Origin of the sequence: Polaromonas sp. CF318 (assembly GCF_000282655.1) — a bacterium.
GTDB lineage: Bacteria > Pseudomonadota > Gammaproteobacteria > Burkholderiales > Burkholderiaceae_C > Polaromonas.
This window is the reverse complement of record NZ_AKIV01000010.1, coordinates 35,229-56,899: the sequence shown is the minus strand read 5'-3', so window position 1 is coordinate 56,899 and position 21,671 is coordinate 35,229. Positions and strand designations below refer to the sequence as shown.

The 21,671-nt window shown below is 64.1% G+C and carries 24 protein-coding genes; 14 read left to right on the top strand and 10 right to left on the bottom strand.

Annotated features, from left to right (window positions below; translation table 11 throughout):
• The first annotated feature begins 109 nt into the window (after positions 1-109).
• The 6 genes from coxB (at position 110) to PMI15_RS01555 (ending at position 5,007) form a co-directional block, all read left to right on the top strand.
• Entirely contained in the window at positions 110-1,285 is a 1,176-nt protein-coding gene (coxB, locus tag PMI15_RS01575; RefSeq protein WP_036837099.1) for a cytochrome c oxidase subunit II, read from the top strand.
• Positions 1,286-1,376: 91 nt separating this feature from the next.
• Complete coding sequence (gene ctaD, locus PMI15_RS01570; protein WP_007862925.1) at positions 1,377-3,011, top strand: cytochrome c oxidase subunit I; 1,635 nt, start codon at positions 1,377-1,379, stop codon at positions 3,009-3,011.
• Between the two features lie 24 nt (positions 3,012-3,035).
• Positions 3,036-3,149, top strand: a complete 114-nt coding sequence (locus PMI15_RS25230) for a cytochrome oxidase small assembly protein (protein WP_007862923.1) — start codon at positions 3,036-3,038, stop codon at positions 3,147-3,149.
• A gap of 41 nt (positions 3,150-3,190) precedes the next feature.
• Positions 3,191-3,802 carry a cytochrome c oxidase assembly protein gene (locus tag PMI15_RS01565; protein WP_007862921.1) on the top strand — a complete coding sequence of 204 codons (612 nt, stop codon included), beginning with the start codon at positions 3,191-3,193 and terminating at the stop codon, positions 3,800-3,802.
• Positions 3,799-4,014, top strand: coding sequence for a DUF2970 domain-containing protein (locus PMI15_RS01560; protein ID WP_007862920.1), 216 nt, complete (start codon positions 3,799-3,801; stop codon positions 4,012-4,014). The genes PMI15_RS01565 and PMI15_RS01560 overlap by 4 nt, the downstream gene beginning before the upstream one ends.
• A 75-nt stretch (positions 4,015-4,089) precedes the next feature.
• The gene (locus PMI15_RS01555; RefSeq protein ID WP_007862918.1) at positions 4,090-5,007 is read left to right on the top strand and encodes a cytochrome c oxidase subunit 3; all 918 of its coding nucleotides are present in this window, start codon (positions 4,090-4,092) and stop codon (positions 5,005-5,007) included.
• 85 nt (positions 5,008-5,092) lie between these two features.
• Here the strand turns inward: PMI15_RS01555 and PMI15_RS01550 are convergent, their stop codons facing one another.
• On the bottom strand, positions 5,093-5,323 hold the full coding sequence (locus tag PMI15_RS01550) for a twin transmembrane helix small protein (protein WP_007862915.1): 231 nt from the start codon (positions 5,321-5,323) through the stop codon (positions 5,093-5,095).
• Positions 5,324-5,341: 18 nt separating this feature from the next.
• Here PMI15_RS01550 and PMI15_RS01545 point away from each other — a divergent pair, with 18 nt between their 5' ends.
• The 5 genes from PMI15_RS01545 to PMI15_RS01525 are packed head-to-tail and all read left to right on the top strand — an operon-like array spanning position 5,342 to position 9,564.
• Positions 5,342-6,103: an SURF1 family protein gene (locus PMI15_RS01545; RefSeq protein WP_007862913.1), complete on the top strand. Its 762-nt coding sequence runs from the start codon at positions 5,342-5,344 to the stop codon at positions 6,101-6,103.
• Complete coding sequence (locus PMI15_RS01540; protein WP_007862912.1) at positions 6,100-6,816, top strand: hypothetical protein; 717 nt, start codon at positions 6,100-6,102, stop codon at positions 6,814-6,816. Before PMI15_RS01545 ends, PMI15_RS01540 begins: the two co-directional genes overlap by 4 nt.
• A 44-nt stretch (positions 6,817-6,860) precedes the next feature.
• Positions 6,861-7,994, top strand: a complete 1,134-nt coding sequence (locus PMI15_RS01535; protein ID WP_007862911.1) for a heme A synthase — start codon at positions 6,861-6,863, stop codon at positions 7,992-7,994.
• Between the two features lie 9 nt (positions 7,995-8,003).
• Complete coding sequence (cyoE, locus tag PMI15_RS01530) at positions 8,004-8,924, top strand: heme o synthase (protein WP_007862910.1); 921 nt, start codon at positions 8,004-8,006, stop codon at positions 8,922-8,924.
• Between the two features lie 7 nt (positions 8,925-8,931).
• On the top strand, positions 8,932-9,564 hold the full coding sequence (locus PMI15_RS01525; RefSeq protein WP_007862909.1) for an SCO family protein: 633 nt from the start codon (positions 8,932-8,934) through the stop codon (positions 9,562-9,564).
• A 9-nt stretch (positions 9,565-9,573) separates the two neighbouring features.
• On the opposite strand, the gene PMI15_RS01520 is transcribed toward PMI15_RS01525, so the two are convergent.
• From PMI15_RS01520 to PMI15_RS01510, 3 genes are all read right to left on the bottom strand, one after another.
• Complete coding sequence (locus PMI15_RS01520) at positions 9,574-11,373, bottom strand: 7TM diverse intracellular signaling domain-containing protein (protein ID WP_007862908.1); 1,800 nt, start codon at positions 11,371-11,373, stop codon at positions 9,574-9,576.
• A 213-nt stretch (positions 11,374-11,586) separates the two neighbouring features.
• On the bottom strand, positions 11,587-12,549 hold the full coding sequence (gene rpoH / locus PMI15_RS01515; RefSeq protein ID WP_007862907.1) for an RNA polymerase sigma factor RpoH: 963 nt from the start codon (positions 12,547-12,549) through the stop codon (positions 11,587-11,589).
• A 210-nt stretch (positions 12,550-12,759) separates the two neighbouring features.
• Positions 12,760-13,533 (bottom strand): IclR family transcriptional regulator, encoded by a 774-nt coding sequence (locus PMI15_RS01510; RefSeq protein WP_007862905.1) that lies wholly within the window; start codon positions 13,531-13,533, stop codon positions 12,760-12,762.
• A gap of 95 nt (positions 13,534-13,628) precedes the next feature.
• Between PMI15_RS01510 and PMI15_RS01505 the strand changes: the two genes are divergently transcribed.
• Genes PMI15_RS01505 through PMI15_RS01495 form a run of 3 tightly spaced genes read left to right on the top strand, consistent with a single transcriptional unit; the run spans position 13,629 to position 16,267 of the window.
• Positions 13,629-14,600: a tripartite tricarboxylate transporter substrate binding protein gene (locus PMI15_RS01505; RefSeq protein ID WP_007862903.1), complete on the top strand. Its 972-nt coding sequence runs from the start codon at positions 13,629-13,631 to the stop codon at positions 14,598-14,600.
• Positions 14,601-14,645: 45 nt separating this feature from the next.
• A complete protein-coding gene (locus PMI15_RS01500; protein ID WP_007862901.1) occupies positions 14,646-15,329 on the top strand; it encodes an RraA family protein in 684 nt (227 codons plus the stop codon).
• On the top strand, positions 15,326-16,267 hold the full coding sequence (locus PMI15_RS01495) for an NAD(P)-dependent oxidoreductase (protein WP_007862898.1): 942 nt from the start codon (positions 15,326-15,328) through the stop codon (positions 16,265-16,267). Before PMI15_RS01500 ends, PMI15_RS01495 begins: the two co-directional genes overlap by 4 nt.
• A gap of 205 nt (positions 16,268-16,472) precedes the next feature.
• Here PMI15_RS01495 and PMI15_RS01490 read toward each other — a convergent pair whose 3' ends face one another.
• From PMI15_RS01490 to PMI15_RS01465, 6 genes are all read right to left on the bottom strand, one after another.
• Entirely contained in the window at positions 16,473-16,775 is a 303-nt protein-coding gene (locus tag PMI15_RS01490; protein WP_157214491.1) for a hypothetical protein, read from the bottom strand.
• 60 nt (positions 16,776-16,835) lie between these two features.
• Complete coding sequence (locus tag PMI15_RS01485; RefSeq protein WP_007862894.1) at positions 16,836-17,327, bottom strand: DUF962 domain-containing protein; 492 nt, start codon at positions 17,325-17,327, stop codon at positions 16,836-16,838.
• 101 nt (positions 17,328-17,428) lie between these two features.
• The gene (locus tag PMI15_RS01480) at positions 17,429-18,403 is read right to left on the bottom strand and encodes a tripartite tricarboxylate transporter substrate binding protein (RefSeq protein ID WP_007862892.1); all 975 of its coding nucleotides are present in this window, start codon (positions 18,401-18,403) and stop codon (positions 17,429-17,431) included.
• Positions 18,404-18,424: 21 nt separating this feature from the next.
• Entirely contained in the window at positions 18,425-19,450 is a 1,026-nt protein-coding gene (locus PMI15_RS01475; protein WP_007862890.1) for an Ldh family oxidoreductase, read from the bottom strand.
• Complete coding sequence (locus tag PMI15_RS01470) at positions 19,451-20,377, bottom strand: hydroxyacid dehydrogenase (protein WP_007862879.1); 927 nt, start codon at positions 20,375-20,377, stop codon at positions 19,451-19,453.
• 12 nt (positions 20,378-20,389) lie between these two features.
• The gene (locus tag PMI15_RS01465) at positions 20,390-21,565 is read right to left on the bottom strand and encodes a UxaA family hydrolase (RefSeq protein ID WP_007862871.1); all 1,176 of its coding nucleotides are present in this window, start codon (positions 21,563-21,565) and stop codon (positions 20,390-20,392) included.
• Between the last annotated feature and the right edge of the window lie 106 nt (positions 21,566-21,671).

Genomic DNA, 21,671 nt, shown 5'->3' with positions numbered 1-21,671 from the left:
AGGTGCGGCGGGGGGACCCGCCGCTAACTTTATAATCAGCCGGTTAATTTGGTCGGTAATTGAAGCAGAAAAAGTGATCACGATGAACGTAAGCAACACCATGAGCAAAATGACACGGCTTGGCATGCAGCATGCAGGCGCAATTCTGGTATCTGCGGCCGCCTGGGTCAGCACCGCCGCTTACGCCGTGAACGACCTGAAGGGCGGCCCCGCCGTCAACCAGCTGAACCTGCACCCGGCCGTGACCAAGATCGCCGAAGAACAGCAGTGGCTGCACTGGTTCATGATGGCCATCTGCCTCGTGATCTTCGTGGCGGTGTTCGGCGTGATGTTTTATTCCATCGTGAAGCATCGCAAGTCGGTGGGCCACAAATCGGCCAACTTCCACGAGTCCACCGCCGTGGAAATCGCCTGGACCATCGTTCCCTTCCTCATCGTGATCGCCATGGCGCTGCCCGCCACCAAGGTGCTGGTCGCCCAGAAGGACACCACCGGCGCCGACCTGACCATCAAGGCCACCGGCATCCAGTGGAAATGGGGCTATGACTACATCAAGGGTGAAGGCGAAGGCATAGGCTTTGTCTCCACGCTCGACAACACCCACCGCGAAATGTCCGACAACGGCGGCCCCAAGGTCGGCGAGGCGCCCGACAACTACCTGCTCAAGGTCGACAACCCGCTGGTTGTTCCCGTCAACAAGAAAATCCGCATCATCACCACCGCCAGCGACGTGATCCACGCCTTCGCGGTGCCGGCCTTCGGCATCAAGCAGGATGCGATTCCCGGTTTTGTGCGCGACACCTGGTTCCGCGCCGAACAAGTGGGCGACTTTTATGGCCAGTGCCAGGAGCTCTGCGGCAAGGAACACGCCTACATGCCCATCCACGTGAAGGTCGTCTCCGCCGCCGACTACACCGCCTGGGTTGCCGTCAAGGCCAAGGAAGCCGCCGCCAAGGCCGATGATCCTTCCAAGGTCTGGACCCTGGTTGACCTGAAAGCCCGCGGCGAAAAGGTTTACGCCGCCAACTGCGCCGCCTGCCACCAGCCCAACGGCAAGGGCGCAGGCCCGATCAAGCCGCTGGACGGCTCGGCCATCGTTCTCGACGCCGACCACAAGAAACAGATCGCCATCGTGCTCAATGGCGCTGCCGGCGGCGCCATGCCATCGTGGAAGGCTTTGAGCGACACCGACCTCGCGGCTGTCGTCAGCTACACCAAGAACAACTGGTCCAACCAGACCGGCCAGATCGTCCAGCCCGCCGAAGTGCAGGCCGCCCGCAAGTAAGCCGATCCGTCCCACGACCAGAATTCGCCGGCGCCCCGCGCGCCGGCCGCCAAGATAAAGCTACAGGCCAAAGCCACCAAAGGAAGCCAAGATGAGTGCAGTTCTAGACCATCACGACCACGCGCACGACGACCACCACGACCATGCCCCGGCGGGCTGGCGCCGTTGGGTGTTCGCGACCAACCATAAAGACATCGGAACGCTCTACCTGCTGTTCAGTTTCTTCATGTTGATGTTCGGCGGCGTGCTGGCCTTGCTGATCCGCGCCGAGCTGTTCCAGCCCGGCCTGCAGGTGGTCAATCCCGAACTGTTCAACCAGCTCACCACCATGCACGGCCTGATCATGGTGTTCGGCGCCATCATGCCGGCCTTCGTGGGCTTCGCGAACTGGATGATCCCGCTGCAGATCGGCGCGGCCGACATGGCTTTCGCCCGCATGAACAACTTCAGCTTCTGGCTGATGATTCCCGCCGGCATCATGCTGGCCGGCTCCTTCTTCATGCCCGGCGGCGCGCCCGCCGCGGGCTGGACGCTCTACGCGCCGCTCACGCTGCAGATGGGCCCGTCCATGGACGCCGGTATTTTCGCGATGCACATCCTGGGCGCCTCGTCCATCATGGGCTCGATCAACATCATCGTGACCATCCTGAACATGCGCGCTCCCGGCATGACGCTGATGAAGATGCCGATGTTCTGCTGGACCTGGCTGATCACCGCCTACCTGCTGATCGCCGTGATGCCCGTCCTGGCAGGCGCCATCACCATGACGCTGACCGACCGCCACTTCGGCACCAGCTTCTTCAACCCCGCCGGCGGCGGCGACCCGGTGATGTACCAGCACATCTTCTGGTTCTTCGGCCACCCCGAGGTCTACATCATGATCTTGCCGGCCTTCGGCATCATCAGCCAGATCATTCCCGCCTTCTCGCGCAAGCGCCTGTTCGGCTACGCCTCCATGGTGTACGCGACCGGCTCCATCGCCATCCTGAGCTTCGTCGTGTGGGCGCACCACATGTTCACCACCGGCATGCCGGTCACGGGCCAGCTGTTCTTCATGTACTCCACCATGCTGATCGCCGTGCCCACGGGCGTGAAGGTGTTCAACTGGATCGCCACCATGTGGCGTGGTTCCATGACCTTTGAAACCCCCATGCTGTTCGCGGTGGGCTTCATTTTCGTGTTCACCATCGGCGGCCTGACGGGCGTGATTCTTTCGGTCGCACCGATCGACATCCAGCTGCAGGACACTTACTACGTGGTGGCCCACTTCCACTACGTGCTGGTGGCCGGCTCGCTCTACGCGCTGTTCGCCGGCTACTACTACTGGTCGCCCAAATGGACCGGCGTCATGTACAACGAAACCCGCGGCAAGATCCACTTCTGGTGGTCGCTGATTTCCTTCAACGTGACCTTCTTCCCGATGCACTTCCTGGGCCTGGCCGGCATGCCGCGCCGCTACGCCGACTACCCCATGCAGTTCGCCGACTTCAATGCCGTGGCCAGCGTGGGTGCCTTCTTCTTCGGCTTCGCGCAGCTCTATTTCTTCCTGTTCATCGTGGTGCCCACGATGCGCGGCAAGGGCGCCCCGGCCAAGCAGAACCCCTGGGTGGATGAAGGCGGCAAGGGCGCCGAAGGCCTGGAGTGGGAAGTCCCGTCTCCCGCGCCTTTCCACACCTATGAAACCCCGCCCAAGCTGGATGCCTCGGCAACCCGCGTGATCGGCTGATTCAAACTCCATCGGTAAACCGTCATGACGACACCTGAGCAAAAGAAAAGCAACCTGAGGCTGGCCCTGATACTGGCCTCGGTCGCGCTCGTCTTTTTTGTGGGTTTCATGGCCAAGATGATTTTCCTGGCGCACTGAACCGGTCCATCCGGCTACAGGCTCAAACCGATACCACTGTGATGCGGCTCAAGCGCGAAAACTTCAAGATGATGGGCAAGCTGGGCGTGATCGTGCTCGGCATGTTCGCCTTCGGTTATGCGCTGGTGCCCCTTTACAAGGCGATTTGCGAGATGACCGGCATCAACGTGCTGGCCCTGTCGGACCGGCAGATTCCCGGGGCGACTTCCAGCCTGCCGGCCAATACCCAGGTGGACTTCAGCCGCACCATTACCGTCGAGTTCGACGCGAATTCGCGCGGTCCCTGGCAATTCAAGCCCGCGAAAAACACGCTGCAGGTGCATCCGGGCGAGCTGACCACGGTGATGTACGAATTCCAGAACGTGCAGAACCGGACCATGTCCGCCCAGGCCATTCCCAGCTACGCGCCCGCCCAGGCCGGCGCGCATTTCAACAAGCTGGAATGCTTCTGCTTCAGCCAGTACACCCTGGCGCCCGGCGAGAAAAAGCAGTGGCCGGTGGCCTTTGTCATCGACCCGAAGCTGTCGAAAGACGTGAGCACCATCACGCTGTCCTATACCTTTTTTGAAGTCGGCGGCAAGACGCCGGCCGCGCCGGCGACGTCCAAGGCGACGACGGCCGGTGTTGCTGCGGAAAAACAGGCAGGCGCATGAGCAGCATGGCCGCCGCATCCGCCAAAAAACCTTCCTTCTGGCGCACGGTCAAGGCCGTGGCCTGGTCCTTCGTGGGGCTGCGCGCGCGCGGCGATTACGAGGAAGACGTGAAAAATCTGAACCCTCTCCACATCATTGTGGTCGGGCTGATCGCCGTGGTGGTATTTGTCGCAGTCCTGGTGCTGCTGGCGAAGTGGATGGTCGCGCGCTGAGGCCGCATCCGCCAGCGCATCACGGTGTGAGTTAAAAGATTATTGAAAATTCGAGAGAAAAACAGGAGTCCAGCGATGTCATCAGCAACCCACGGGTCAACCCCCCACTATTTTGTTCCCAGCCCATCGAGCCATCCGGTGATGGCGTCTATCGGCCTGTTTTTTGTCATTCTCGGCGCCAGCCAATGGATCAACGGCCACGACTGGGGCAAATGGTCGCTGGCCTTCGGCATGATCTGGTGGCTGGTGACGCTGTACCGCTGGTTCAGCCAGTCCATCGGCGAAAGCGAAAGCGGCATGTACGGCCGCAAGATCGACATGTCTTTCCGCTGGAGCATGAGCTGGTTCATCTTCTCGGAAGTGATGTTCTTCGGAGCCTTCTTCACCGCCCTGTGGTGGGCCCGCGCGCACTCGCTGCCTGCCTTGGGCAGCCTGGAAAACGCGCTGCTCTGGCCCGACTTCAAGGCCGTCTGGCCCAGCCTGGCCGCCGGCGTGACCGCTTCACCCGCTGACATCATCGAGCCATTCACCGCCATGAAGCCGCTGGCCGTGGGCGGCGGCATCTGGGCCAGCATCATGGGCTCCCTGCCGACGGTCAACACCGCGCTGCTGCTGAGTTCCGGCGTCACCATCACCATTGCCCACCATGCGCTGATCGAAGGCAAACGCGCCCGCACCATCGCCTTCATGTGGGCGACGGTGGTGCTCGGCGTGGTCTTCCTGTTCGTGCAGGGCTATGAGTACTTCCACGCCTACCACGAGATGAACCTGAAGCTGTCGTCCGGCGTGTACGGCTCGACCTTCTTCATGCTCACGGGTTTCCACGGCTTTCACGTGTTCGTCGGCATGCTGATGCTGCTGTTCATCACGCTGCGCCTGCAAAAAGGCCATTTCACGCCTGAAAAGCACTTCGGCTTTGAAGGCGCCGCCTGGTACTGGCACTTTGTGGACGTGGTGTGGCTGGGCCTCTACATCCTGGTGTATTGGCTCTAAGACGGAACCAATTGCGGCTACGGCCGCTCAATCAAAGGCCGCTTGATGCGGCCTTTGTTCTTTATTTCGCCAGCTGGCGTGACGTTTATTTGCCTGCGGGAATACCAGTGGGCTGTATGTAACCAAGCTTCCACGCAATCAGAATGCAAATGAACAGCAGCACAGAGAACCCGATACGGAAGGCCAGCGCGCGCGCCATGTTGCTGGCTTTGCGCTTGCCATCTTTACTGTCGCCGCTGCCCCTGAGCATGAAAAAAAGCGCGGAAGCCAGGCTGGCCAGGATGGCGATAAACGCCAGTGCAACGAGATAGTTCATGAACAGGATTATCGACGCATGACACCGGCTTTGCATTCCCCGCGCTTCTGGCTGCTGACCGCGGCCGCTGTGCTGGTGGCCGGCACCACCTTCTCGCTGGGGCAGTGGCAGCTACGCCGCGCCGCGCAGAAGGAAGCCCTGCAGGCGGACGTCGAGTCCAAGGGCCGTTTGCCCGCCCTCGATGCGCGCGCGCTGCTCGCGAGCCCGAACAGGGCGGGCGAGATACACCGGCCGGCCGTGCTCAAGGGCAGCTGGCGGCCGGAACACACGGTTTACCTCGACAACCGGCCCATGGCCGGCAAGACTGGTTTTGTGGTGCTCACGCCGCTGGTGCTGGAAGGCGGCTCCCAGGCCATCGTGGTCCAGCGCGGCTGGGTGCCGCGCGATTTCGCCGACCGCACGCGCCTGCCGGAGGTGGCAACGCCCACCGGTACCGTCACGGTGGAGGGCCGTATCGCCTCGTCACCTTCCAAGCTTTATGAGTTCCAGGGCATAGAGACCGGCCGGATACGGCAAAATCTCGACTTGCCGGCCTATGGGGCGCAAACCGGCCTGCCGCTGCTGGAGGTCTCCCTGCTGCAGACAGGCGTGGCCAGCGAAGGCCTGTTGCGCGAATGGGCCGCCCCGAATCTCGGTGTCGACAAGCACTACGGTTATGCCTTCCAGTGGTTCGGCCTGTGCGCCCTGGTATTCATTCTTTATGGCTGGTTTCAGCTGGTTCTTCCTTTCCGTGCCCGTATCCACTCACGCCGCCCAACAAGCCGCGATCAACTGCCGTGACCCCAACGCCTGACACCTCCTCCAACCCCGCCGCCGCGCCGGCCCCGCAGGACCAGCCCCTGGGCCTGACCGTGCATGCCATGCCCGTGCTGGACCAGTCCAGCACGCGCGAGCCGAACACCGTCGCCGGCCGCTGGAAGATGCTGGCCGTGCTGCTGGTGTGCGCCGCCCCGGTGGTCGCCTCCTATTTCACTTACTACGTGGTCCGTCCTGAAGGCCGCCGCAACTTCGGCGATCTGATAGACCCGCAGCGCCCGCTGCCGCCGCTGGCCACACGCGCGCTCGACGGCCGCACCGGCACGCTGACGGCGCTCAAGAACCAGTGGCTGCTGATCAGCGTGGCTGGTGGCGCCTGTGAGGCGCGCTGCGAACAGAACCTGTATTTCCAGCGCCAGCTGCGCGAATCGCTGGGCAAGGAAAAAGAGCGCCTGGACCGCGTCTGGCTGGTTGCCGACGACGCGCCCGTGCGCGATGCGCTGCTGCCGGCGCTGGCATCGTCGGCCGTGTTGCGCGTGGCGCCGGCCGAACTCGCGCAGTGGCTGGAGCCCGCCGCCGGCAAGCGCCTGGAAGACCACCTCTACCTGGTCGACCCCATCGGCAATTTGATGATGCGTTTCCCGGCCGACATGGATACCGCCGCTGCGGCCAAGGCCAAGCGCGACCTGGAGCGCCTGTTGCGCGCCTCAAGTAGCTGGGATAAAGAAGGACGTTAAACCGACAAAGCCGGTTTAACGCCTATCTCATCTCACATCACACCATGTCCAGTACCGTCCTCTACGACCTGAGCCCCGCCCTGCGCCTGATGATCATGGGCCTTGTGGTTGCGCTCGGGCCGCTGGCCTGGGTGTGGGCGCACAACAAGCATGCGCCGGTAGCGCAGCGATTGCGCGTGCTCACGCTGGTCACGCTCTTCCTTACCTTTGACCTGGTGATCTTCGGCGCCTTCACCCGCTTGACCGATTCGGGCTTGGGCTGCCCCGACTGGCCGGGCTGCTACGGCAGCGCCAGCCCGGTCGGTGCGCAGGTGTACATCGAAGCCGCGCAAGCCGCGATGCCCACGGGGCCGGTCACGCATTCCAAGGCGTGGATTGAAATGATCCATCGCTACCTCGCCACGGGCGTCGGCGTGCTGATCCTGACCCTCGCGGTGACCAGCTGGCTGGAGCGCAGGCGTATATCCGTCTCGCCCTGGTGGCCTACCGCCACCTTGGTCTGGGTGTGCTTGCAGGGCGCATTCGGCGCGCTCACCGTCACCATGAAGTTATTCCCCGCCATCGTCACGCTGCACCTGCTGGGCGGCCTGGTGTTGCTGGCGCTGCTGCGCGCGCAGGCCGCGCGGTACGCGCAGGCACACGGCGCCAGCGCCACGGTTCTTCCCGCGGGCCTGCGCCTGGCCGTGATGGCGGCCTTCGCCTTGCTGTGGTTGCAGATTGCTCTGGGCGGCTGGGTCAGCACCAACTACGCGGTGCTGGCCTGCACCGACTTTCCGGGCTGCCAGAGCTCGCTGTGGCCGGCCATGGACTTTCGCCAGGGTTTCACGCTGTGGCGCGAGCTGGGCGCGGGCCATGACGGCGCCAACATCAGCTTCCAGGCGCTCACGGCCATCCACTATGTGCACCGCCTCACGGCCTACCTGGTGTTTGCCGCGTTTCTCGCGCTGGCTTTCCTTCTGCATCGCGTGCCGGCGTTTCGTGCGCCTGCGCGCTGGCTGGCCGGGCTCACGTTGCTGCAGGCCGTCACGGGTATCAGCAACGCCGTGCTGGGTTGGCCCTTGCTGGCCGCGGTCATGCATACCGGCGGCGCCGCGGCCCTGGTCATTGTGCTCAGCGGCGTGGTCTTTTCCGGCCGCGGCGGGGCCCTCGCGCCACATGCGTCAAAATTGAATGCCTAACGATTCCCCATGAACCCCAGCACCCCGTCCGCCGCCCCGGCTTCCGCCGCGCCCCACGTTCCGTCGAAGTTCGCGCAGTTCTATGCGCTGACCAAGCCGCGCGTGGTGCAGCTCATCGTGTTCTGCGCGCTGATCGGCATGGTGCTGGCCGTTCCCGGCGTTCCCACCTGGCCCGACATCAGGCTCGCGCTCATCGCCTGCGCCGGCATCTGGCTGGTCGCCGGGGCCGCCGCGGCCTTTAACTGCCTGGTCGAGCAGCATATCGATGCGCGCATGCGCCGCACCGCGTGGCGCCCTACGGCCAAGGGCGAGCTCAACAATCCGCTCACGCTGGCGTTCTCGGCCGCGCTGTGCGCGCTGGGCTCCTGGATCCTGTATGTGTGGGTGAACCCGCTCACCATGTGGCTGACTTTCGCCACCTTCATCGGCTATGCGGTGGTCTACACCGTGATCCTCAAGCCCATGACGCCGCAGAACATCGTGATCGGCGGCGCTTCGGGCGCCATGCCGCCGGTGCTGGGCTGGGCCGCGATGACGGGCGCGGTCGGCCCCGAGGCGCTGATTCTGTTCCTGATCATCTTCCTCTGGACGCCGCCGCATTTCTGGGCGCTGGCGCTGTACCGCGTCGAGGACTACCGCAAGTCCGGCCTGCCCATGCTGCCCGTCACCCACGGCAACGAGTTCACGCGTCTGCAGGTGTTTTTGTACACGCTGGTGCTGTTTCCCGCCTGCCTGATGCCCTTTATCTTCAAGATGAGCGGCTGGCTCTACCTGGTGGCCGCCGTGGCGCTGAGCATAGGCTTCAGCTGGTACGGCTGGCGCCTGTGGCGCAACTATTCCGATGCGCTGGCGCGCAAGACCTTCCGTTTTTCGCTGATCCACCTTTCGGTCTTGTTTGCGGCCTTGCTGCTGGACCACTACCTTGTCTGAATCCCGCATGAAAACCCCCAACACCTTGCCGCCCACGCGCCGCGGCGCGATTCGAACCCTGGCCGGCGGCGCCGCGCTCGCGGCCATGGCCGGCTTGCTGGCGGCCTGCGCGCCCGACAAGCCGCAGTTCAAAAGCATAGACCTGACCGGTGCCGACTATGCGCAGGGTTTCACGCTGGCTGACCACAACGGCCAGGTGCGCACGCTGAAAGATTTCCCCGGCAAGGTGGTCGTGGTCTTCTTTGGTTTCACGCAATGCCCCGATGTCTGCCCGACCTCCATGGCCGAGCTGGCCCAGGTCAAGAAACTGCTGGGCCCCGACGGTGACAAGCTGCAGGCCATCTTCATCACCGTCGACCCCGAGCGCGACACGCCCGAATTGCTCAAGGCTTATATGGGCAACTTCGACCCGGGCTTTCTGGCGCTGCGCCCCACCATGGCCCAACTGCCGGACGTCGCCAAGGACTTCAAGGTCTATTACAAGAAGGTCGACGGCAAGACCCCCGGCAGCTACACCATGGACCACTCCGCGGGCAGCTATGTCTTCGACGGCAAGGGCCGCATACGCCTGTACAACCGCTACGGCGGCGGCGCGGAGGCGCTGGCATCCGACATCCGCCTGCTGCTGAAGAACTCCTGAGCAGCCCCGTTAAAAGTTCACCGTCTTGATGGACTTGCGCGTGTCGGCCGGCATCTCCCGCAGCGACTTGAGCATATAGGCCAGGTGCAGCGCCGCGTCCGGCTGCGCGCCGCACTGCGCGTCCGGCACCATGGCGATCGCGACGTGCAGCTTCAGGTGCGAGCCCACCGGCAGCAAGTCCGAGGGCTGTAGCGCACGCGCCACCAGCTGGGTGGCCGCGGCCACGGCCTGCGCGGCAGTCACAGGCCCTTCTATCAACAGAGCAAACTCGCTGTCGTCGACGCGCGCGGCGATGTCGATGTCGCGCGCCAGCTTGCGCAGGCAGGAGCCCGCCAGCACCAGCGCGTAGTCGGCGATCTGCCGCCCGTGCTCCCTGGCGAACCAGCCGTGGTTGGAGAGCTCAATCATCAGCAGCGCGCTGCGGTGCCCGTAGCGGCTGGAGCGCAGCAAGGCTTCCTGCAGCCGCGCCTCGAAGGTGTGCAGGTTGCTCAGGCCCGTGAGCGGCTCGGTCTGCGCCAGCGCCGCGGCGCGCGCCCGGGCTTCGCGGCGCTGCGCGCCCCGCCGCAGCAGGCCGTAAAACAGCAGCGGCGTTTCCAGCGCCGCGCCCAGGGTAAGGCCGTACTGGGTGAGGAAGCTGATCGGGACCAGGCCCAGGTCGCGCAGTATGGGGAAGGGCACCACGACCGCGACCGGCACAAAGCCTAGCGCGATCCAGCGCATGGTGGGCTCACCGCTTCGCCAGGCGATGAACACCATCACGCAGATCAGCACCAGGGCCGCGACGATGAGGGCCGTGACGGTGATGAAGCCCGCGCGTGTCGGGAGCGCGGTGTCCAGCAGCGTCAGCAGCGCCAATACGGTGATCAGCCTGAGCGACAGCCAGTCCAGCACGGCCGAGAACTGGCGCGGGCGGGTCACCACACGGGCAAACCAGAGGCCGCTGCAGGTTGCCAGCACCGGCAGCAGGAAGGCCGAAAGGTCGTTCCATCTCGGCGAGTCCGGCCACAGGTATTGCCCGCCTATGCCCAGCAGCGCGGCTTGCGCCGCCGCCAGCGCGGCGATGTAAACGGCGTAGGCCGCGAAACTCCTGTCCCTGAATGCCACCGCATTGGCGGCGGCCACCAGGGCCATCAGCAGCGCAAGGCCGAAGTAGGCACCCAGCAGGAACTGCTCCTGCATGCGCTGCGCCAGCAGGGCAGGGTGCTTGTAGATATAAAGAGGCGCTGAAAATGGCCTGCGCGCCTGCTCTACGCGTATGAAATAGGTGACCGGCCGGGTCTGCTCGCTATCCAGGTCGAAGACCGGAAAGCGGTCGGGGCGCGGCCACTGGTTCACCGGGATTTTGTCGCCCGCCTTTTGTTCGACCCAGTTCCCGGCGGCGTCGCGGTAATGCAGGCTCACGCGGTCCACGCCCGCGCTGCTCACTTCCAGCGCCCAGCGCTGCGACAGGTCGGGTTGCATGGCATTAAAGCGCACCCACATCACCTTGCCCTCCAGCATGGCGGTGTGGCCGGCCGGGCGCATCGCAAACGGCAGGTCGTACTCCCAGGCTTCCACCTGTTCCGGCACGGCCTTGCCGGTCGCATCGATCCAGAACTGGCTGTGTTCGGCCAGTTCGATCTGGCCGTCGGGCGCATTGAGCTGAAGCACCGGCAACCGCGCGTCGGCGCCTTGCTGCGCCCATCCCGGCATGGCGGCCAGCAGGCACACCGCCAACACCCTTCCCCTGATGCCCTTGCTGCAGAGGATGGCGCGCACGAACTGCTGAAAGCGTCCGGGCCTGCCGGTGAGCGCGTGAAAGATCAGCACAAATTCATTGTGCGACTGCGCGCGGGTAAAAGCTTTCTAAATTTGCGCCGGCCTGGCGTGCCTCGCTCAAGTGGTGTGCGCGCGCAACGGCAATTTATTGCAGCGGAAAGCCAAAAGGAGGAGGCATGGCCCACAAAAAAGCCCGCACCCTGGAGGGAGCGGGCTTTCGGGGAGCACGGCGCGGGCTTGCCCGGCCTGTTTATGCGTCTTCGCTTATGCGTAAGCCGCCAGCACCTTTTTCATCTTCTTCATGGCCGCCACTTCGATCTGGCGAATCCGTTCGGCGCTGACCTTGTACTCGGCTGCCAGGTCGTGCAGCGTCATGCCGCCCGAACCGTCGTCGTTCACCTTGAGCCACCGCTCTTCCACGATGCGCCGGGCGCGAGGATCCAGTTCTTCCAGCGCGGCCGTGATGCCGTCAGAGGCCAGGTTGTCGCGCTGGCGCGATTCCATCAGCGCGGTCGGCTCCTGCGTCGCGTCGGCCAGATAGGCGATGGGGCCGAAGGCGTCCTCGCCGTCGTCGCCGGGGCTGGGATCCAGCAGGACGTCGCCGCCCGACATGCGCTGCTCCATCTCGATGACTTCCTCGCGCTTGACGTTCAGCGTCTTGGCCATGGAATCGATCTGGCCTTCGGTCAGCGTGTCGCGGTGCGTCGCCACGTCGGCATCGTCCTTGAAACCCTGCTTCATGGAGCGCAGGTTGAAAAACAGCTTGCGCTGGGCCTTGGTCGTGGCGACCTTGACCATGCGCCAGTTCTTCAGGATGTACTCATGGATCTCGGCTTTGATCCAGTGCATGGCATAGCTCACCAGGCGCACGTTCTGGTCCGGGTCGAAGCGTTTGACGGCCTTCATCAGGCCGATGTTGCCTTCCTGGATCAGGTCGCCGTGCGGCAGGCCGTAACCCAGGTATTTGCGCGAAATCGACACCACCAGGCGCAAGTGAGAGAGCACCAACTTACCGGCCGAGTCCAGATCGTTGTTTTCCTTGAGGTTTTTGGCGTATTCCTGCTCCTGCTCCAGGGTGAGCATGGGCAGGCGGTTGACGGCGGAAATGTAGGCGTCCAGGTTGCCCAGTGGGGGAACCAGCGACCAAGGGTTGACGGCTGCGACGGCGCCCGACTGGGGCACGGCCACGGCAGCGGTCAGCGATTGGGGGGAAAGAGCATATGACACTGCAGAACTCCTTTTCTCTAGTGCTAAATATTAGCACTCTGTTAGAGAGAGTGCTAAGCAATAGGTTCAATGACTCGGATAGCGCAAGGCTAATAAGTAATAACCCTAGGTCCCCAGTATGAGCGCGGTGCCCGGGCTTTGGTTCAGCCGCTTTGGTTTCCGGGATGTAAATGCGGGTAATTCTTCCAATTACCAGATGGGCCAACGATCTTAAGGATGCCAGGCGGCCGGAGCTCCCGCTGGCCCGGCCGCAGGTTTGCGGCTTCCCGCCAGCGCATAGGACAGCTGGTTGGCCGCCTTGATCACGGTTTGGGCCAGCTCCTTCAGGCGCGGCTCCGTCAGGCGCGAGGTGGGCCCTGAAATGCAGACCGAACCCAGCAGCCGCCATCCCATGCTGAAGACCGGCGCCGACACGCTGGACACCTCCGGCTCGCGTTCGCCGAGCGACAGGTGGTAGCCGCGCTGGCGGATCGTTTCATAAGGCTCGCCGGGCTCGCCCGAAAAAGCCAGGATCACCCGGCCAGGCGCGCCCAGGTTCAGCGGCAGCCCGATGCCGACACGCACGTGGTGGCGAATGGTGCGCGGCCCGTCAACCCGGGCCAGGCAGGTGCGCTGGTTGCCTTCGCGCACGTAAAACGAGGCACTTTCACCGGTCTCTATGGTGAGTTCCCGCAGCACGGGCTCGACCACTTCATGCACGTTGAAGGTCGCCTGGTAGCAGGCGCCCAGCCAGCCGGCGGCCCGGCCCAGCCGCCAGCTGCCGTCTTCCTTTTGCACCAGGTAATGGTCGGTAGCCAGCGTGCGGGCGATGCGCAAGGCCGTGGTCTTGTGCATGCCGGTGCGGCGGCTCAATTCGGCCAGGGTCAACTGGGCATCGCTGGTGCCAAAGGCCTCCAGCAGCCGCAGCGCGCGGGTGACTGCGCTGACACCGGTGGATTCTTCTTCGGGCGCCGGGCCAGGGGTGTTGGGCGGGGATGCACTCATGACATGAACTGTGTTGCGACAGGTGAAACTGTATTTTAACAAACGGAACGCTGCATCACAATTTGCGGGTCAGTTCAGAACTACGGAGACATTTCATGATTTTTCTGCGCCGCGGCCTGCTGGCCGCCCTGCTCGCCATGCTGGCGATTCCCGCGCTGGCCCAGCAGGCCTATCCGAACAAACCGATCCGCCTGGTCGTGCCCTTCCCGGCGGGCGGGGGCACGGACATCATTGCGCGGGAGGTGGCCCAAAAGCTGTCCACCACGCTGGGCTGGACGTTTGTCATTGACAACAAACCCGGCAGCGGCGGCAACCTGGGTGTGGACACCGCGGCCAAGGCGGCTGCCGACGGTTACACGCTGGCGCTGGGGCAAACCAGCAACCTGGCCATCAACCCCGCGCTTTACAGCAAGATGCCTTATGACCCGGTCAAGGACCTGGCGCCGGTCGGCCTGGTGGCCAGCGCGCCGCTGGTGCTGGTGGTGGCCGCCGATTCACCCTACAAGACGCTGGCCGACGTGGTCAATGCCAGCAAGGCCAAACCCGGGTCCCTCAATTTCGCGTCCCCTGGCAACGGCACCGTGGCCCACCTGGCCAGCGAGCTGCTGCAGAAGACGGCGGGGGTCAAATTCATCCACGTGCCGTACAAGGGCATGGCCCAGGCGGCGACCGACGTCATAGGCGGCCAGGTGCAGCTGTATATGTCGTCGGTACCCACGCTGCTGGGCCATATCAAGAACGGCAAGATGCGCGCCATCGCCGTCACCTCCCTCAAGCGCGTGGACGACCTGCCGCAGGTGCCGACGGTGGCCGAGTCGGGCTACAAGGGTTTCGAGGCGGTGACCTGGTTTGGCGTGGTGGCCCCCGCGGCTGTGCCCAAAGACATCGTGCTGCGCCTGAACACCGAACTCAACAAGGCGCTGCAAACCGCCGACGTCAAGAAAAAACTCGGTGACCAGGGTGCCGCCGTGCTGGGTGGAACGCCCGAACAGTTGGGCGCGCTGATCAAGGCTGAGATCACGCGCTGGGCACCGGTCGTCAAAGAATCCGGCGCCAAGCTGGACTGAGCGCGCCGCACTGTCTTTTTCAACAATTCCTTATTGAGCACTCCCATGAACCAGCAAGACATCAATAAAGCCTTCGACCGCGTACCCGCCGGGGTCGTCGCGCAGGCCGCGCAATACCAGCCCGCCATCCTGGCCGACGTGGCGGGTCGCCGCGGCGCGCTGCACGGCCGCATCAAGGCCTTGCGCCCGCGCATGAAGTTCGCCGGCACGGCCTTCACCGTGGAGGTGCGCCCGGGCGACAACCTCATGATCCATGCCGCCATGGCGCTGGCCCGGCCGGGTGACGTGCTGGTGATTGACGGCAAAGGCGACCAGACCAGCGCGCTCATGGGCACCATCATGATGACGGCATGCCGGCAGCTGGGACTGGCCGGCGTGGTGATCGACGGCGCGGTGCGCGACAGCCTGGAGATCGACGACATGGACTATCCGGTGTTCTCCGTCGGCACCAATCCCAACGGACCGACCAAGCAGGCCGGCGGCCGTATCGGCCATCCGGTGTCGGTGGGCGGCGTGACGGTCAACCCCGGCGACTTCATCAGCGGCGACGCCGACGGCGTGGTCGTGGTCGAGCGCGAAAAAATTGAATCGCTGCTGCCGCTGGCGGCGCACAAGGTGGCGGCCGAGGCCAAACGCATCGCCCAGATCAAGGAAGGCAAAACCAGCGCACCCTGGCTGAATGAATCATTGGTGGCCGCCGGCGTGCTGCAGGCGGGGGAAAGCCTGTGAGCGCCAAGCCCGCCATCCTGGTCACCGCCGCCGACCTGGCCCCCCAGGCGCTGTCCTTGCTCAAGGATTTTGAAGTGGTCTATGCCGGCAAGACGCCGCAGGTGGCCGACCTGGTGGCCCTGTGCCGGCACTACAACCCGGTGGCCATCATCGTGCGCTACAGCAGCATCACGCCCGAGGTGATGGATGCCGCGCCGGCCCTGAAAGTCATTTCCAAGCACGGCAGCGGCACGGACACCATCGACAAGGCGGCGGCCGCCGCGCGCGGCATAGCGGTCACCGCCGCCGTGGGCGCCAACGCCGCCGCGGTAGCCGAGCAGGCGCTGGCACTGCTGCTGGCCTGCGCCAAGTCGGTGGTCCAGCTTAACGCCCGCATGCACACGGGACACTGGGACAAGGCCACGCACAAGAGCGTGGAGCTGGGCGGGCGCAGCATAGGCCTGATCGGCCTGGGCGCCATAGGCCTGCGTTTCGCGAAAATGTGTGATGCCATGGGCATGCGCGTTCTGGGCTTTGATCCCTTTGCGAAGAGCCTGCCCGCCCATATCCAACCGGTCGATCTGGACACGCTCTGGCGCGAGTCCGATGCCATTTCCCTGCACTGCCCGCTGACGGCCGACAACAAGCAGTTGCTGAACGCGAACACCCTGGCGCAGTGCAAAAAGGGCGTGATCGTGGTGAACACCGCGCGCGGTGGACTGGTTGACGAGCCCGCGCTGCTGGCGGCTGTGCAGTCGGGCCAGGTCGGCATGGCCGCGCTCGACAGTTTTGCGCTAGAGCCCATGACGGTGCCGCATATCTTTCACCACCAGCCCGGTTTCATCCTGAGCCCGCACATCGGCGGCGTCACCAGCGATGCCTACGTCAACATGGGCGTCGCCGCCGTGAACAACACGCTGGCTGTACTGCGGCAAAACCGTTCACCCGTCGCGGCCTGAGGCGCGGGGCCAGCAGGGCAAGGCCGATCTCTTCCAAGGGCCGCAATCTGGACGTGCGCACGGCACCGCGAATATCGCACCGGTGGCCAGCAACGCGAACGAAGCCGGCCGCGCGAAGAACCGCCGCGTGGAACTGGTGGAGCAGCAAGAAAAGAAAGCAGGGCTGCGATGGGACTGGCGTCCTGCGCGCCTTGGCGGCGGGGATTTAAGGCAGGCGTTTGTCGTCGCGCACTTCGCGCACTTCAACGTCCACCACGTCGCCGGTGCGTGCCGCGTTGCCGGCCTCACGGCCGGCGCCGCCCGGCCACATGCCCTGGGGCGAATAGCGCTGGAAGCGGCCGAAGACCACCGCTGGTGCCGGCTTGCGGCCGGTGACCAGGGATTTCAGCAGGCTCAGCACCACGACGATCAGCGCGGCCGCCAGCAGGCTGAGGGCAAACACCGCCGCAAACAGGCCCAGCACCAGTTTGAGGAAAAAACGCAGAATTTTGCTGATCAAGCGAAACACCTGTGAAAAGGTTTAAACCTCGCATCTAGAGGCGAAGGGCGCTTTTTCAAGCTGGATGCATCACCAGCGTATGCCCAGCTTGCCGAACAGTTTGCTCAGCACAAACAGCGGGCCGACCCAGAGGTACTGGATGTCTTCGAAAAACGAGGGCTTTTTGCCTTCGATCTTGTGGCCTATGAATTGCAGGATCCAGGCGCCCACAAAAATGGCGATGCTAAGCGGCAACACCAGCGGCCCCATGGCGAACACCAGGGCCATGAACAGCACCGACCACAGCGCCATGCTCACGAAGAACACCGCGGACAGCCGGGCGTAGTACACCATGCTGGCCGCGACAAAGGCATAGGCCACATAGGGATGCAGCGCAAACAGCATGCCGACCAGGCTCAGCATGATGAGGGGAATGGCGATGAAGTGGATCAGCTCGTTGCGCGGGTTCTGGTGGCTTTCGCCGTAGTGCGCGAGCAACTGGTCGACTTTGCGGGGTTCGGCCGGTGCGCCGGCAGTGTCGGGGGTGTCGGGGGTGTCGTGTGTGTGCGCCGTATTGTCCATGTCTGTCTCCTTTGGGAAAAAAGGCGCAATCAGCGCCTTTTTTCTCCCACTTTAATACAGCCGCGGTGTTTTACAAAGCCGGGCACGGCGCCCGGGCGACATCAGGTCGGGGTGATTTTCGCGGTCTTGATAATCCGGCTCCAGCGGTCTATTTCGCTTTTCAGGAAGCGTCCGAACTCGTCCGAACCCTTTTGCGAGACACGAAAGCCTTGCTGCTTGGCGCGCTCTTCCACTTCGGCGCTGTACATGATCTTGATCATCTCGCGCGAGAATTTGTCCACGATGTCATCCGGTGTTTTTGCCGGGAGCATGGCGCCTGTCCAGTTTTCGACAAAGAGACCCGGCATGCCCGCTTCCAGGGCGGTCGGAACATCAGGCACCCCCGGGTGCCGGCCCAGGCTGCAGATGGCGATCGCGCGCAGCTTGCCACCTTTGACGTGAGCGATCGATTCCGGATAGTTGGAAAAGACCACGTCCAACTGGCCACCGATCAGGTCGACCATCGATGGCGCACCACCGCGGTAGGGTACATGGATCATCTTCGTTTTGTTCAGTTCGTTGAACAAAGCCATAGTCAGGTGCGCCGGTGTGCCGTTGCCGCTCGAGCCCGCGCTCAGCTGCTTGGTTTTGGACACCGCCATCAGGTCCTTGAAATCCTTGATGGGACTGGCGGTGGGGACAACGACCAGCATCGGCGAACTGGCCAGCAGGGCGACCGGACGCAGGTCTTTGGTGAAGCTGTAAGCCGCATTGGGATACAGGGACACGTTCGCAGCATGCGTCAACGTGATGGCCAGCAGCGTATTGCCGTCGGGCGCTGATTTGGCGACCTGCTCGGCGCCGATCTGCGCGTTTCCGCCGGCCTTGTTTTCGACAATTACCGAGGTCTTCCACGCTTCGGAGAGCTTTTGGGCAACCGTGCGGGCCATCATGTCGGTCAGTCCGCCGGGCGTAAACGGAACCACATACTTGATGGTGCTGCCCGGCTTGGGAAAGGTCTGTTGGGCCAGCCCCAGGCCCGGAACGCCCGTCAGGGCTGCACCTGCTGATGCCAATACGATGTCACGACGCTTCATGCCAATCTCCTTGAGTTTTAACTAAACGACAGATCCCTCACTGATTAACTGATCCAATTGAGCTTTGAGCGCATCGGGGATGGTGATCCCCGCCTGCTGTGCCTTGGCTTCCAGCGCGATGCGCCGCGCGCCGGCCAGGCGCACGCCGTCGTCCTGCAGCATTTCGGCGATCAGGGTTTCCATGCGCTCAAAATAGCTGTCGGCGCCGGCCAGGGCGCCTGGGTCTATCAGGATAAAGGCCTGGCCTAGGCGCGGCTGGTTGCCTTCATCGACAAAAAAGGAGGATGCCTCAAAAGAAAAGCGCGCGCCTATCACGGCAGTGACAAGCAGTTCCACGACCAGTGCCAGCATGGAGCCCTTGGGGCTGCTCACCGCGCCCAGCGGCAGCATGGAGCCTTCGAGCGCCGCCTGCGCGTCGGTGGTCGGCCGGCCTTCGGTGTCCAGCGCCCAGCCCAGCGGAATCGGCTTGCCTTCCTTGGCGGCCAGCATGACCTTGCCGCGCGCAACCTCGCTGAGCGAGAGGTCGATCATCAGCGGGTCGGCGTCGCGGCGCGGAAAGATCGCGGCCAGGGGGTTGGTTCCGAACACCGGGTGTTTGCCGCCGGCCGCCGGCATGGCCGCCGGCGCGTTGGCGAAACCCAGGCCCACCAGACCGGCATCGGCCGCGGCACGCAGGTGGTCTATCAACACGCCGCAGTGGTGGCTGTTGGTGATGCCGACAAAACACACACCCATCTCGCGCGCCGTGGTGATGGCCGTGGCGATGGCCAGGTCACAGGCCGGAAAAGCGAGCCCCTGCTTCGCATCCACCAGCACGGCAGCGCCTTTTTTATGCGACACAACGGCGACGGCCTGACCGTCGGCGCGGCCGTTGCGAAGATGGGTGGCGTATTGCGGCACGCGGCTCAACCCATGCGAGGCGAGGCCTTGCGCGTCGGCGCGAACCAATGCTTTTGCCGTGGCATCGGCCATGGCCTCGGCGGCGCCGGCTTCGCGCAGCGCCTGCGTTGCCAGGCGACGAGCTTCTTCAAGAGTCAGATGCGCCATTTACAAAAAACTTTCCAGAACCTTGTCGGCGATCATTACAGATACACGCGCATTCGACTGCGCGCTGACACCTGAGATGTGGGGGGTTAGCAACAGATTGGGGCAATCCTGCAACAAAGGACTTACAGGCAGGGGTTCAAGATCGAACACATCGATCGCCGCCCCGCCCAGGCGGCCGGCACGTAACGCGGCGGCGACAGCATCGATGTCGACGATGTAGCCGCGCGAGGTATTGATCAGCACCGCATTTTTTTTCATTTCGGCGATGCGGGCCGCATTGAAGAGGCCGCGCGTGCTGTCGAGCAGGGGGATATGCAGCGTGACGGCGTCGGCATTGCGCACGAGTTCATCAAGTCCCACAGGCCGGACGCCGGACTGCGCGAACACGGGCGCGTCGGGCGGCAGCATCGCATCGTGCGCGATGACCCGCATGCCCAGGCCGATCGCCAGGCGCGCCGTGGTCTGGCCTATGGAGCCGAAACCTATGATGCCCAGCGTCTGCCCGGCGGTCTCGCGCCCGTTGCCCAGCGCCGCCCGCGGCCACTGGCCGGCGGCCACCGCCGCGCTGGAGGCAAAGGCGCCGCGCAGCAGCAGCATGGTGCTGGCGATCACGTATTCGGCCACGCTGAGCGCATTGGCGCCGGTGGCGGGGATGACCTTGATGCCCCGGGCCTCGCAGGCCGGGACGTCAATGTTGTCCAGGCCCACGCCCAGCCGGCCCACCACCTTGCAGCGCGTGAGCGCGGCCAGCAGTTCGCCGCGCACCTGGGTCAGGTTGCGCACGACCAGCGCATCGGCCGTTGCCGCCTCGGCCCGCAGGCGGGCGCCATCGCCCACCAGCTGCGGGTCGTAGAGCACCTCGTGCGCCGCCCCAAGCCGCGCCACGGCGCGCTCGTCCATGAACTCGCAGATGACTATGCGCGCCATGCGTCCTCCGCTCTAGGCTGATTCAAACAGGCGCGTCAGCACGAACTCACGGTGGCCCAGCGCTTCCGCCGCGGTCAGGCGGCCATTGGCCGTGCGCAGCATGTTCTCCAGCAGCTTGTCGCCGGCCTGGTCCAGCGTGATCTCGCGCTGCAGCAGGCCCGAGGTGTCCACGTCGATGTGTTCGCTCATCAGGCGCACGGTGCGCGGGTTGGAGCAGATCTTGATCACCGGGACGATGGCGTTGCCGATCACATTGCCCTGGCCCGTGGGGAAGAAGTGCACGGCGTAACCCGAGGCTGCGCACAAGGTCACCATCTCGGCGGCGGCGCTGGACGAGTCCATGAACCACAGGCCCGGGTGCGTGGGCATTTCGGCCTTGTCGATGACGCCGTCCACCGTGCAGACCTTGCCGATCTTCTGGATGTTGCCCAGGGCTTTTTCCTCGATGGTCGTCAGGCCCCCGGCGATATTGCCCTTGGTGGGTTGCGAGTCGGACAGGTCGCTGGTCTTGTGGCGGTTGATCATGTCCTGGTAGCGGTTGAACATGAACATGAAGCGCTCGCGCACCGCGTCGTTGGCGCAGCGGTCGGCCACGATTTTTTCGCCGCCGGTGATTTCCGAGGTTTCGCCGAAGCACAGGTAGTTGCCCAGCGGGTGCAGCTTGTCGAAAGCGTTGCCCACCGTGGGATTGGCGCCGCAACCCGACGTGGTGTCGGACTCGCCGCATTTGGTGGAGACCCAGAGTTCGGAGATGCCGCAGACCTCGCGCTGCTTTTCGCTGGCCCACTGCACATACTCGCGCGCCGCCCTGGAGGCCTTCATGATGGTCTCGTGGTCGCCGTGGCCCTCGATGCCGAAGCCCACCACCGGCTTGCCGGTGGTCGCGATGCCGTCGACGACTTTTTTGGTCCAGCCGTCTTCAATGCCTATCACCACCACCGCCGCGACGTTGGGGTTGCAGCCCGCGCCTATCAGCGTGCGGAAGTGCAGCTCCAGGTCGGCGCCGAACTGCAGCCGGCCGTAAGGGTGCGGAATCGCCATGCAGCCCTTGATGTTGTGGGCCACGGCCTCGGCCGCCGCGTTGGACAGGTCGTCCAGCGGCAGGATGATGACGTGGTTGCGCACGCCGACGCGGCCGTTCTCGCGGCGATAGCCCAGGAATGTGGTGTCTTTATTAATCACTGACATGGGAAGTCCTTTTAAAGTTTTCTGAGTTGATGGTTTGGATGGCGTAGCGAGCGGGCGGCAGGCAAGGCGCAAACCGCAGCCGGGCTGCTGCCCGGCGAGGATTTGC

Coding starts and splice junctions, on each gene's coding strand:
- cyoE (WP_007862910.1), top strand. CDS start 8,004: ATGAACCCCAGCACCCCGTCCGCCGCCCCGGCTTCCGCCGCGCCCCAC.
- PMI15_RS01465 (WP_007862871.1), bottom strand. CDS start 21,565: ATGTCAGTGATTAATAAAGACACCACATTCCTGGGCTATCGCCGCGAG.
- PMI15_RS01485 (WP_007862894.1), bottom strand. CDS start 17,327: ATGGACAATACGGCGCACACACACGACACCCCCGACACCCCCGACACT.
- PMI15_RS01475 (WP_007862890.1), bottom strand. CDS start 19,450: ATGGCGCATCTGACTCTTGAAGAAGCTCGTCGCCTGGCAACGCAGGCG.
- PMI15_RS01525 (WP_007862909.1), top strand. CDS start 8,932: ATGAAAACCCCCAACACCTTGCCGCCCACGCGCCGCGGCGCGATTCGA.
- coxB (WP_036837099.1), top strand. CDS start 110: ATGACACGGCTTGGCATGCAGCATGCAGGCGCAATTCTGGTATCTGCG.
- ctaD (WP_007862925.1), top strand. CDS start 1,377: ATGAGTGCAGTTCTAGACCATCACGACCACGCGCACGACGACCACCAC.
- PMI15_RS01565 (WP_007862921.1), top strand. CDS start 3,191: ATGCGGCTCAAGCGCGAAAACTTCAAGATGATGGGCAAGCTGGGCGTG.
- PMI15_RS01480 (WP_007862892.1), bottom strand. CDS start 18,403: ATGAAGCGTCGTGACATCGTATTGGCATCAGCAGGTGCAGCCCTGACG.
- PMI15_RS01550 (WP_007862915.1), bottom strand. CDS start 5,323: ATGAACTATCTCGTTGCACTGGCGTTTATCGCCATCCTGGCCAGCCTG.
- PMI15_RS01505 (WP_007862903.1), top strand. CDS start 13,629: ATGATTTTTCTGCGCCGCGGCCTGCTGGCCGCCCTGCTCGCCATGCTG.
- PMI15_RS01500 (WP_007862901.1), top strand. CDS start 14,646: ATGAACCAGCAAGACATCAATAAAGCCTTCGACCGCGTACCCGCCGGG.
- PMI15_RS01535 (WP_007862911.1), top strand. CDS start 6,861: ATGTCCAGTACCGTCCTCTACGACCTGAGCCCCGCCCTGCGCCTGATG.
- PMI15_RS01510 (WP_007862905.1), bottom strand. CDS start 13,533: ATGAGTGCATCCCCGCCCAACACCCCTGGCCCGGCGCCCGAAGAAGAA.
- PMI15_RS01470 (WP_007862879.1), bottom strand. CDS start 20,377: ATGGCGCGCATAGTCATCTGCGAGTTCATGGACGAGCGCGCCGTGGCG.
- PMI15_RS01555 (WP_007862918.1), top strand. CDS start 4,090: ATGTCATCAGCAACCCACGGGTCAACCCCCCACTATTTTGTTCCCAGC.
- PMI15_RS01560 (WP_007862920.1), top strand. CDS start 3,799: ATGAGCAGCATGGCCGCCGCATCCGCCAAAAAACCTTCCTTCTGGCGC.
- PMI15_RS25230 (WP_007862923.1), top strand. CDS start 3,036: ATGACGACACCTGAGCAAAAGAAAAGCAACCTGAGGCTGGCCCTGATA.
- PMI15_RS01545 (WP_007862913.1), top strand. CDS start 5,342: ATGACACCGGCTTTGCATTCCCCGCGCTTCTGGCTGCTGACCGCGGCC.